Consider the following 12,536-nt stretch of genomic DNA (forward strand, 5'->3'; position numbering starts at 1 on the left):
CTCCTTTATTCATCTTTTATTCAACGGATACCTATCGGTTAATCCAGTTGAAACTTAAGAAAGTTAAAGAAATTTGCTAATCCCTCATTAGTTGATTCCCATCTCAGAATCAAAATGAGACAATGTCAAAAAAATCACAGTCGCAAAAAATAAGTAATTACTTTTAACTGGGCCTTTAGTTTTTTGATTCTATTTTGACTTCATTGGGAACAGGAAAACCACGGGCTCTTAAAAGGGAATCAACCTTGGGTTCTCTGCCTCGAAACAAACGATAGCCTTTGGCTGGATCGATGGTGTTGCCGACAGAAAACACATAATCCACTAATTTTTTAGCCGTTGGTTTATCGAAGGGATTACCAGCTTCGACAAAAGCTTCGTAGGCATCGTGATCTAAAACCTGGGACCAAAGGTAGCTGTAGTATCCAGCAGCATATTCATCACTTGAAAATAAATGGCCAAAAGCTGGCAGACGATGGCGCATCACGATTTCACTAGGCATTCCCAATTCCTGCAGGGTTGATTTTTCAAATTGAGCCGGTTGAATGTCTGCGTCTGTCGAAAGATGAATCTTCATATCTACGATGGCCGAGGCTAAAAATTCAACTGTTGTAAATCCACTGTTAAAAGTTTTTGATTTTTCAATTTTAGCAATGAGTTCCTTTGGCAGCGTTTCCCCTTTGGCATTGGTAAGCAATTGCAAAACTTCTGGAGTTTTTAAATAATTTTCTAAAAGTTGTGAGGGAAATTCCACATGGTCTGTCGGTGTATTGCTTCCAGATAAGGTTGGATAAGTCACGTGGCTGTTTAAGCCATGGAGGGCATGACCAAACTCATGAAACATAGTGATACCATCGTCCCAAGATAAGAGAACGGGCTCGCCAGGTTTTCCTTTAATAAAGTTCGAGTTATTTGAAACAATCGTGGTTAATGGTGTTTTGTCAATTTGGCTTTGTTCACGGTAAGCGCTCATCCAAGCCCCTGAATTTTTTCCAGCACGCGCAAAGGGATCAAAATACCAAAGACCCACTTGTTTTCCCTTCTTGGTCACTCGGTAAACCGTGACATCTTCGTGGAATACGGGAACGCCCTTTAGCTGTTCAAATTTTAAATTAAATAGTTTTTCAGCGGTAAGAAACAAGCCTTTTTGAATCTGAGATAATTGTAAATACGGCTTTACCGTGCTGATGTCTAAATCGTATCTGGCCTTGCGTACCTTCTCAGCATAAAACCGATAATCCCAAGGTTGGATTTTGAAATTACCTTTTTCTTGGTCGACAATAGCCTGCATCGCTTTGACTTCCTCTTTAACTGCTGCCACGGCGGGTGTCCAGACCTGCATCATTAAAGTCATTGCTACGGCGGGATCTTTTGCCATTTTGTCTGTTAGATTCCAATGAGCGTAAGTTGGGTAACCGAGGATGCGGGATCGTTCGGCTCGCAGCTTTAAAACCTCGGGAATGACTTTATTATTGTTATGATCATTGTCATTATCGCCACGGGACGTCCACATTTTGAAAGCTTTTTCACGAAGGTCTCGATTTGTGGAATAGGTTAAAAAAGGTTCAATACTGGAACGAGTATTCGTTAATATCCACTTGCCTGGTTTTTTCTGAGCTTGAGCTTCCTCAGCTGCGGCATCGATAACTGCTTGTGGGAGTCCAGCCAAGTCTGCTGTTTTTTCAAGAACCATTTTGATGTTAGCCTCGTCCGCTAATTGGTTTTGACTGAATTGTGTCTCCAGAGCGGCTAGACGTTGATTGATCTCCCCAACGCGAGCTTTTTGTTTTTCATCTAATTTGGCGCCTTTTAGAATAAATTTGTTATATTGAAACCATACCAAGCGTTGCTGTTCGGGATTCAATTTGGATTTTTCAGGAGAACTGTAAACGGCCTCAATCCGTTTGAAGAGTTTTGAATTCTGAATCACTTCGTCTTCAAAAGCAGCCAATTTCGGCGACATGATTTTTTCGACTTCTTGAAACTCTGGCGTGTTGAGTCCACTTTTCCACACACTGTACATGGTGATGACGCGTTCTAAGGTGCGTGATGATTTTTCCATTTCGACGAGGGTGTTTTTAAAGGTCGCTTTCTTTGGATTGCTTACAATGACTTCAATAGCTTTGCGTGCCTCTGCCATTCCTTCTTCTAGGGCCGGCTGAAAATCTTTGATTTTGACTTTGTCAAAGGGAGGCACCCCTCCGTAAGGTCCCTTCCACCAGTTAGTTAATAAGGGATTTGATGGATTGTAAGCAGTTTTTAAAGATTTAGCAGCATTTCCCGAATGTTCCACAATTGAAAATACTATCAGTAAACAGAGGATAAGTTGAAGATTTATTTTTCGCATTTTTTACTCTACTTGGTTAAGTTTGTTTTGGAGGTTTATAATTTTCAAACTGTATAACAAACCTATGCCTTGGGTGACAACACAAAAAATCATTCATCCATTGACTTACGTAGTATAAATAACCTGGGTAGGAGAGATGTCTCATAATGGTAAAAATGGTAAATAAGACATTCATTTAGATATCCATAGACGTCTCATTTTCAAACTTAATTTTTTGATTTGCTGATTTATTTCTTAATTTATCGTTCAATTTATGACTCAATTAATTTCCAATAATACCGAAGAGGCAGTGAGGAGATTTATTGAGAAAAAAGTTAAAAATCTTATTTTTCTTTAGTTTGATGTGGGCCTTAGGTTGTTCGCGAAAACCTGATGCGGGGGTGGCTACGGTGAGTATCATGGCGCCGGCAGCTCTGGCTCCTACTCCAGCCGTTCTGAACCAAAAAGATAAGCTTAGGAAAACAAATCAAAATCAGAAGCAAAATCAGCTGACCTCTTTGGCAGCACTGCCAACCGATCGCAAACTTTGTTACGGAGTGAGTATCTCAGGACCTGGCATTGACAAAACAGCGGCTAGTCAATGTTCTCCAGAGCTTTCAGCAACGGCTGGTTTTGTGGAGGCAGGTGGATTGATGGAGGTAGTCATTCCTAAGGGAGAAGGGCGCCGGATCGAGCTCTATTTGTTTGCACAAAAGGCCGGTGAAAATAATCCCTGTCCACAGATGGGCTCAGTTCTGCCGCTGACCCGGTTAAAGCAAGTTTATTTGCTTGGAAAAGTAGAAGGTCTGAGCTTACTTAAAGACGTAGAGGAAGTCGAGATTCCGATTACTTTTTCTGGGATCGAACAAAATATCACTCAAACCTTGGCTTTGCCATCAAGTTGTCTTGGAAATCAAGATCCCGATGGAAATGAAATTCATAAACGATTTGGAATTTACACGAGTTCCCAAAAATCTTTAGGTGCTGGCTATAAGCTCTATGGAGTTGTTGGAAAACCAACCGATTCAAAGGTGCTCAGTGGCGGAGGGTTCAAGCTTGTCGTCAAATAGCATGACGAAAAAGTTTGAAGTCATTTGGGAAAATTCAGTTATTTGGGAAAATCAATAGTGAAGTGTGACTTTAGTTAAGGAGAAAAGGCATGAACAAAATTATGTTGATACTAGGTTTGATGATCTGGAAGCCATTTCAAGTCAAAGCCATCGAACTGACGAAAGATTTTAATTTTCAAGGAAATTTGCTTAGCGACAGCACCGGGTCTCCCATAACAACAGCCACCGCCTTAGTGTTTGAAGTTTTAGATCCATCGGGAACATGCCTTTTGTATCAAGAAGCTCAGTCTGTAACTCCGGATAGCGAGGGCTTTTTTTCGGTGAAAGTAGGTAGCGGAACCAGAGCTGCAGCGGCTGTGGATGGTGGGGCCCTTTGGAAAGATATTTTCCAGAATAACACGACGGTTTCAGCTCGTACCAATTGTTCGGGCTACACACCCGCAGCCTATGATGGAAGAAAGCTCAGAGTGACTGTAAACGGAGTGGTTTTGAGCCCTGATTTTTCAATGTCTTCAGTTCCCATGGCGACGGTGGCAGAAAGCCTTCAAGGAAAACAACCTCAAGATTTTGTCCCAAGTTCTGGAAATGGGATGGTGAACGGGTCATTAAAATTGTTGAATCAAAGTCCTCTTAAATTTCAGGATTTCGCAGGCACGAACTCTGTGAATTTTCAAGCGCCGTCAAGTTTGTCGTCCACGATTTTATTTACTTGGCCCAACAGTGTTGGAACCCCTGCTCAGGTTCTAGTGACCGACGGGAGTGGGAATTTAAGCTGGGTCACACCCGTCAGCAATGGAACCTTCTCGGCACAGCCTCAGTGGAGTGGGGTTCCCTCTGGAACCAATGATCTGACCAACAAAGCCTATGTAGATGCTCTAGTGGTTGCCGGATTGCCTAATGTGGGAACTCCAGGAACGTATAGCAAAGTGACTACAGATACAAAGGGTCGAGTGACAGCAGGAACCTCTTTGGTGGAGGCCGATATTCCCAATTTGGTTTCTGCAGGAAAAGTGAATGGAGCGGCAATAAATGTGGGAACTCTTGGAGGAAGTGCGGCCATAAACACGACGGGAAATTTAGTGACCACAGGCACAGTAAGTGGTCAAACTTTATCGGCAACTAACATGCGATTTTACAATTCGTCCAATTATTTGGAATTCACTGCGCCGACCCTTTCTGGAAACACAAGTTTTATTCTTCCCTCAGGAGACTCTACAGGGACGCAATACTTGCGCTCTGACGGTTCAGGGAATTTGTCTTGGGGAACACCAGGTGGCGCGGGAACGGTCAATACAGGTGCAGTTGATCAGCTGGCATTTTATGCAGCAGCAGGAAATACTGTTAGTGGTTTGTCCACTAGTCCTAACGGCGTTTTGGTCACCAATGGAAGTAGCACACCGTCGATATCTTCCACTCTGCCAAGCGTGGTTCAGAATAATATTTCGAGTGTTGGGAACATCACGTCGGGAACTTGGAACGGCGGTTTGATCTCAGCTCATTATGGTGGTACGGGAATCAATAGCGGTGCGGCGGCCAATGGGACCTTGCTGATTGGTAATGGTGCGGGATTTAATTTAACAAATCTCAATCAGGCGGGTAATCAGGGTGTCACGATCGCCAACGGATCTGGATCTATTTCCTTAGGCACCGTTCAAGATATTCGTACGACAGCGGCACCCAGTTTTTCAGGAGTGGTTTTAAATAATGCGGGAACTAATTTGTCGCAATCTGTTTCTGTGGGTACTTCTTATGGGATAACTTGGCCAGGTACGGTAGCTTCAACCGCTGGTTCGGTGCTGACTTCGACTTCGGGAGGATTGCTCAGCTGGACACCTTCTATCCCCGCAGTGAATGGAGGAACAGGACAGACCTTCTACGCAACGGGCGATTTGCTCTATGCCTCTTCACCTTCAACTCTTGCGAAGTTATCATCAGGAACCAATGGGTTTGTTTTAACAAGCAATGGAGCAGGAACGGCGCCATCGTGGCAAGGTCTTCCAGCGGAATCTCTTTCAAGTTTAACACCGGCAGTGAGTTCTAATGTAATAGATAACTTAAATTTTGCACAAAACTGGAATTGGTCCACAGCTAATACTCAAACGCCACTGAGTCTAACGGCGAACTCACTGACTACAGGTACGGCCCTTAATATTTCCACTTCAAGCAACACACTGAATTCCTCTAATGGTTTGTTGAGCGTGGTGAATTCAGGAACATCAACGGCAGGTGTTTTTGCAAAGTTACAAGCTAATTCCGCTGGAGGCTCTGGAATGACCTTGCTCACAAATGGATATGTAGGGATGGGAACAAGTACACCTATCGCCCTTTTTCATGCTAGTTCAAACTCGATGACAAATGCCATAGTGACTGGGGGTGCTGGTTCAAAAGCAGAACTTTTGTTAACTGGACCCTCCGGTTCCAATTTCCCTGGAGTCAATTTAAGTTATATGGATTCATCTGGAAATTTTCAGTTGGGAAAGGTAACGAATGGTTCTTCAAACACCACCTATCCATGGCTTGAAATTAATGGAGCTTCTGGTTTTTTTAAGATGGCATCAAATAGCGCCAGCGTGGGTGCCAAGTTATCCTTAATCCGGGTTAATAATGTTTCAACAAATTTAAATGGAAACGTACTAGGTAATCTTAATTTTGAGGGCTACAATGGATCAGGAAATTCGAATGCTGGAGCGGGTTTGTCGGCCATCACAACGGAAAACTGGGCACTTGCATCTAATGGCACCGCGCTTATTTTTAAATCCACATCGAATGGTTCGTCAACTTCGACAGAGAGAATGCGAGTAGATCAAAATGGGAACATTGGTATTGGAACAACAACACCTCAAACATCTTTGGACGTTGCAGGTGTTATTAAAGTAGCAAAGTATGCCTCTCAGCCATTTGCTTGTGATGCGGCCCACGACAGTTCGCTTGCTATCACCTCGGGTTATCGCCAATGTGTATGCAAAGGTGGAGCAACTACTTGGGTTTTTACCAGTGATGGCACCACCCCATGTACTTGGTAAATTTTTGACTTCTGAGTGCTTACCAGCGAATTAAATTCAAAATTTAAATTGAATTCAGTGAAAAAAAAAATTAGGGTAGTTCTTCACGAAAATTTCTTTTTTGTTTTATTTAAATGAGGATGTAGAAAAAAAATGAAGGTGATAGATCATATTCATAAAACGCTAGCCAAAAACTCGGGACCTGAATTTAGCTATGAAATAGTTCCTCCTCCGCGGGGAAGATCGGTTAAAGACATTATCGATATCGTCGAAGGACTTTCAGATGTGGAGCCTCAGTGGATAGATGTCACTAGTCATGCTTCCAGTGCCTATTATCTTGAAAATAATGATGGAAGTATCCAAAAAAAAACCTATCGTAAAAGACCAGGGACTTTAGGTATCTGTGGGATCATTCAAAATCGTTTTCGTATTGATACGGTGGCTCACATTTTGTGTCAGGGCTTTACGAAGGAAGAGACTGAAGATGCCTTGATTGAGCTGAATTTTTTAGGCATCCATAACGTTTTGGCTTTAAGGGGAGATTCTTTGAATTATAGCAAAGAAATTTCTAAAAACCGATCAGTTAATCAGTATGCTGCAGATTTGGTGGAACAAATAAATGGCTTAAAACAGGGCAAATTTATAGAAGATATTTCCAATAGCACCCCTTTGGACTACTGTATTGGCGTGGCTGGTTATCCTGAAAAACATTTTGAGGCAGCCAATTTTAAGACGGATATCTTAAATCTAAAAAAGAAAGTGGATGCCGGTGCTGACTACTTGGTAACCCAGATGTTTTTTGATAATAAAAGTTTCTATTCATTTAAAGCCGCTTGTCTCGAAGCTGGCATCCATGTTCCCATTATCCCAGGATTGAAAATCATTCGGAGTGCTGTTCAGTTAAAAACAATTCCCAAGACATTTAATGTTGATTTGCCAGAAGTTCTTGTCGATGAAATTTTAGAAACCCCAGGGTCGGCAGAAGAAATTGGCTTGTCTTGGGCCCAAAAACAAGTTGAGGATTTAGTCAATAAAGGTGAAAAAAATATTCATTTTTATATTATGAATGATACCAACTTGGTTCTCGATTTGGTTCATAAAATTAAATAATCAATTCAATTATTAAATTCAAGGAAGTGAAATGTTAGCTCGTCTTAAGAAAAGTTCTGTTCTCTTAGAACTCGAAGAGAAATTAAATAATGAAATTTTGATACTCGACGGTGCCATGGGCACTATGATTCAACAATACCGTTTGGAAGAAAAAGATTTTAGAAAAGGCTATTTTGAAAAACATGGAAAAGATTTAAAGGGAAATAATGATTTATTGTGCCTGACTCGACCAGAGATCATTCGACAAATTCACTTAGAATATTTGCAATCGGGAGCCGACATTATTGAGACGAATACCTTTAATGCCAACAGCTTATCCCAAGCTGATTATGGACTTGAGCGGGAGGTGCGACAACTCAATTTGGCGGCAGTGAAAGTGGCCAAAGAAGCCCAAGAAATCTTTTTTAAACAAACGGGAAAAAAGACCTATCTTGCTGGCGCCATTGGTCCTACCAGCAAAACGGCCTCACTTTCTCCTGATGTTCAACGACCTGAATACAGGGCTGTCAGTTTTGATGATTTAGTCAAATGTTATCAAGAACAAGTTGAGTGTTTGCTTGAAGCCGGAGTGGATATTTTATTGCCAGAAACCACCTTTGATACATTAAATTTAAAAGCGTGTTTATTCGCCATTGAAAAAGTTCAACAAAAATTTAAAGTTAAATTTCCGTTGATGATTTCAGTCACCATCACGGATCTTTCAGGAAGAACTCTTTCTGGCCAAACAATCAAAGCCTTTTGGTATAGCATCATGCATGCTGATCCTTTAAGTGTTGGAATCAATTGTGCCTTGGGCGCCAAAGAAATGAAGCCTTACATTCAAGAGCTCAGCCAATTAGCCGATTGCTATATCAGCTGCTATCCCAATGCGGGCCTGCCCAATCCCTTATCTCCAACAGGTTATGATGAAACTCCTGAATCGATTGCCTTCGAACTCGGTCAGATGAGCGCTGCTGGATTCGTAAATATCGTTGGTGGCTGCTGTGGAACCACACCCTTACATATCAAGGCTATTGCGGAAAGAATTAAAAAAGATTCACCTCGCACACGGCAACCTCGAACTTTATCTTTAAAACTTTCGGGGTTAGAGCCACTGGAGTCCCCGACTTCGGGAGAGCGTTCTTTTCTGATGGTAGGAGAGCGAACCAATGTGACAGGGTCCCCTAAATTTTCTAAATTGATCAAAGAAAATAAAATGAACGAGGCATTGGTTGTTGCCAGACAACAGGTGGAAAGTGGTGCGAACATCTTAGATGTTAACTTTGATGAAGGAATGATGGACTCTCAACAGTTGATGACTCGTTTTTTAAATTTAATCATGTCTGAGCCCGAAATCTCTAAAATCCCCATTATGATTGATTCTTCAAAGTGGGAGGTTCTTGAGGCTGGTCTCAAATGCCTGCAGGGGAAAAGTGTGGTCAACTCCATTTCCTTGAAAGAAGGCGAAGAAAAATTTTTAGAACAAGCAAGTCTGATTAAACAATATGGTGCTAGCCTTGTGGTGATGGCTTTTGATGAAAAGGGCCAGGCGGTGACGGTTGAAGAGAAATTAAGTATCTGTCGACGAGCCTTTGAATTACTCACTGAAAAACTGCAGTTTAGACCCGAGGATATTATTTTTGATCCGAATGTCTTAACCATTGCCACAGGGATGGAAGAACACAATGCCTATGCCCTTCATTTTATCGAAGCGGTGAGGCAAATTAAGTTAGCCTGTCCTGGCTGTTTAGTGTCGGGTGGCATTTCAAATCTATCCTTTTCATTCCGTGGAAATAACCATATTCGTGAGGCTCTCCATAGCGTCTTTTTATACCATGCCATCAAAGCGGGACTCGATATGGGTATCGTCAATGCAGGGATGTTGGAAATATATGAAAATATAAAACCTGAATTAAAAAATTTGTGTGAAGAGGTGATTTTAAATACCTCAAAGGATGGATCTGAAAAACTCATTCATTATGCAGAACCCTTCATTAAATCAACTGATTCGGGTGAAAAAGCCAAAAAAACAGAAGATTGGCGATCTTTGCCCTTGGAGGAACGGATCTCCCACGCAATGGTCAAGGGTATTGACTCCTATATTGAAATCGATACGGAAGCCGCACGATTGCAGCTAGCCATTCCTTTGAAAGTGATCGAAGGCCCTTTAATGAAAGGCATGAAAATCGTTGGCGAGCTTTTTGGTCAGGGGAAAATGTTTTTACCCCAAGTGGTAAAAAGCGCCCGGGTGATGAAAAAAGCGGTTGCTTATTTGGAGCCATTTATCGAAAAAGAAAAAGACCCTTCGGCGGTTCAGTCAGAGGCCCCTGTTTTTGTTATCGCCACAGTTAAAGGAGATGTCCATGATATCGGAAAAAATATTGTGGGAGTTGTTCTTTCTTGTAATGGATTTAAAGTTATTGATTTGGGAGTGATGGTTTCCATTCAAAAAATTATAGAAGAATCTAAAAAGCATAAAGCAGATCTTATAGGTTTATCAGGATTGATAACACCTTCTTTGGAAGAAATGATTTTTAATGCCGACCAATTAAGGGATCATGCTTTTAAAATTCCCTTATTGATCGGTGGGGCTACCACTTCTAAAGTTCATACGGCTGTCAAGATTGACCCTCATTATCCTGGTCCTGTGGTTCATGTCAGCGATGCCTCTCTGGTGATGGAAGCTTGTTCCTTGTTGCTGGGTTCTAAAAAAGAAGAACACCGCTTGAAAATTAAAGAAGAGTATAAGGTCATCCGCGAGAGTTACCTTCAAAATCAAAAAGATAAAAAAAGCGATATTCTTTCTTTGTCAGAAGCTAGAAAAAACAAGTTTGTTTGGGTTTCTGAAAAAGCGCAAATCGAAAAACCAGAAAGACTGGGGATTTTTGAATGGAATCCAGGTATCGAAGAGATCCTATCTTATGTGGATTGGTCTCCATTTTTTTGGGCCTGGGAATTAAAGGGCTTATATCCTCAAATTTTCCAAAATCCAAAAACAGGAGAGGAAGCGCAAAAACTTTTTGCTTCAGCTCAAGAGATGTTAGAAGTTTGGCGGTCAAAGAAAAATCTAAATCTCAAGGTGCTCATAGGTGTTTTCCCAGCGCAAAGTGAAAATGAAACGGTTATTCTTGAAGGCCCCGAGGGGCAAACCACGGAATTTCATTTTTTGCGCCAGCAAAGAAAAAATGAAGTCAATCAAGGGATTCATTATTGCTTGAGTGATTTTATTAGTCCTGGCTCTGAAAAATCTGAAAAAGATTATTTAGGTTGTTTTGTCGTAAGCGCTGGACCTCAAATTGAAATCATGGCTTCTGAATTTGAAAAAAATCATGATGACTTTAACTCTATTCTGGTAAAAGCCCTAGGTGATCGCCTAGCAGAGGCCTTAGCGGAATGGGCTCATCAAAAAGTCAGAAGCTTTTTCAACTTTGGAAAAAATGAAAATCTAAGTCCACAGGATTTGGTGAATGAAAAATACCGCGGAATCAGGCCGGCACCAGGGTACCCAGCCTGTCCAGATCACTTGGCCAAATTTGATATTTGGAAACTACTCAATGTAGAGCAGCGAATCGGAGTCAAACTCACAGAATCAGCAGCCATGTGGCCAGCCAGCTCGGTGAGTGGTTTTTACTTCTTCCATCCCGAAGCTAAGTATTTCCATGTCGGCAAAATCGGCGATGATCAACTTCAGGACCAGATTCAACGACGAAAGCTAGCACCCGAATTACTAAAGAAGTGGTTATCACCAGTGTTGTAGCTAGCTTATGATTTCTTTTTTCTCGTGCGGAGCGCAGGCACAAAAACATTTTTAAAGAGTGGAAAAATCAGTAATCTTCTGATATGGGTAACACCTGGGCACGGCCCAGGACCTTTGAGGATGTTCATATGAATGTGTTAGTTACTGGTGGAGCTGGTTATATTGGTTCATTTGTCAGTCATCGATTGATTGAGCAGGGTCATTTTGTTGTTGTTTATGACAATTTTTCTACGGGTTTTAAAGAATCTTTGCATCCTAAATGTAAATTTGTATTAGGGGATGTGAGGGATCGGGAACTGCCAGCACGAGTGATGAAGGATAATAAAATCGATGTGCTAATGCATTTTGCGGCGAAACTAAATGCCCCTGAATCGGTAGACAATCCGTTAGATTATTTTGACAATAATTTTCTGGGAACATTGAACCTATTGCAGTGTTGTGAAAGAGCTGGTGTTTCCAAATTTATTTTCTCATCCACGGCGGCGGTCTATGGGGACACCCGGAAGTCATTAGTTGTTGAGACTGACAATTGTTTGCCAATAAATCCCTATGGAGAATCCAAATACTTTTCAGAGAAGCTTCTACTTGACCAAGGAAAGGCAAGGTCTTTGAGCTTTGTTTCCTTAAGATATTTTAATGTGGCAGGAGCCAGTAGCGATTTAAAATTAGGGCAACGAACAAAAAATTCCTTTAATTTAATTAAAAATGTTTGTGAAGTGGCTTTGGGAAAAGGATCGGTCCTTGAAGTTTTTGGAAATGATTATCCAACCCCTGATGGGTCGGGGGTAAGGGATTATATTCATGTCGAGGACTTGGCTCAGGCCCACATTTTAGCTGCAGAGAAAATCGTTCAAGCGATGGGGGAACCTATTCAAGAAGTTTATAATTGTGGTTATGGAAAAGGATATTCTGTTTTGGAAATCATTAAGACTATAGAATCCATCGCCATGAAGAATATTCCCTACGAGATAAAAAAACGAAGATCTGGTGACCCAGCCTCGGTAGTTGCTGACGTTTCTAAGATTTCAAAAGAGTTGGGATGGAGACCTCAACATCAAGATATTGAGGAAATATGTGGGTCCACTTTTAAATGGTTTCAACAACTTTCTTTTAAACTGTAATGCCTCATTGCAAAAATAACAAAAAGTCATAAATTAAGTTGTCTTTTTAAATTCTTATTAATAGTCTCCCGTTCAAGAACAACCGGTATATGCCAATAATAGATGAAGTTTAATAAGTTTAACTTTTCCTTCATCAAGGTTTGGCGTTTCTATAAAGCACCTTCAATGCTTAAC

General features: G+C 41.3%; 6 protein-coding genes. 5 read left to right on the forward strand and 1 reads right to left on the reverse strand.

What is annotated here, in order from left to right; all coding sequences use genetic code 11:
• Positions 1-175 precede the first annotated feature (175 nt).
• Entirely contained in the window at positions 176-2,344 is a 2,169-nt protein-coding gene (locus J0M15_08965) for a M3 family metallopeptidase (protein MBN8537173.1), read from the reverse strand.
• A 302-nt stretch (positions 2,345-2,646) separates the two neighbouring features.
• On the opposite strand from J0M15_08965, the gene J0M15_08970 reads away from it, so the two are divergent.
• The 5 genes from J0M15_08970 to galE all read left to right on the forward strand — a co-directional run bounded on the left by J0M15_08970 (position 2,647) and on the right by galE (position 12,362).
• Complete coding sequence (locus tag J0M15_08970; GenBank protein ID MBN8537174.1) at positions 2,647-3,393, forward strand: hypothetical protein; 747 nt, start codon at positions 2,647-2,649, stop codon at positions 3,391-3,393.
• 89 nt (positions 3,394-3,482) lie between these two features.
• Positions 3,483-6,416, forward strand: a complete 2,934-nt coding sequence (locus J0M15_08975; GenBank protein MBN8537175.1) for a hypothetical protein — start codon at positions 3,483-3,485, stop codon at positions 6,414-6,416.
• A gap of 132 nt (positions 6,417-6,548) precedes the next feature.
• Positions 6,549-7,505, forward strand: a complete 957-nt coding sequence (locus J0M15_08980; GenBank protein ID MBN8537176.1) for a methylenetetrahydrofolate reductase — start codon at positions 6,549-6,551, stop codon at positions 7,503-7,505.
• Between the two features lie 31 nt (positions 7,506-7,536).
• Positions 7,537-11,241 carry a methionine synthase gene (gene metH, locus J0M15_08985; protein MBN8537177.1) on the forward strand — a complete coding sequence of 1,235 codons (3,705 nt, stop codon included), beginning with the start codon at positions 7,537-7,539 and terminating at the stop codon, positions 11,239-11,241.
• Between the two features lie 128 nt (positions 11,242-11,369).
• Entirely contained in the window at positions 11,370-12,362 is a 993-nt protein-coding gene (gene galE, locus J0M15_08990) for a UDP-glucose 4-epimerase GalE (protein ID MBN8537178.1), read from the forward strand.
• The last annotated feature ends 174 nt before the right edge of the window (positions 12,363-12,536 follow it).

It is taken from the genome of Deltaproteobacteria bacterium, assembly GCA_017302835.1.
Lineage (GTDB): Bacteria > Bdellovibrionota > Bdellovibrionia > Bdellovibrionales > Bdellovibrionaceae > UBA2316.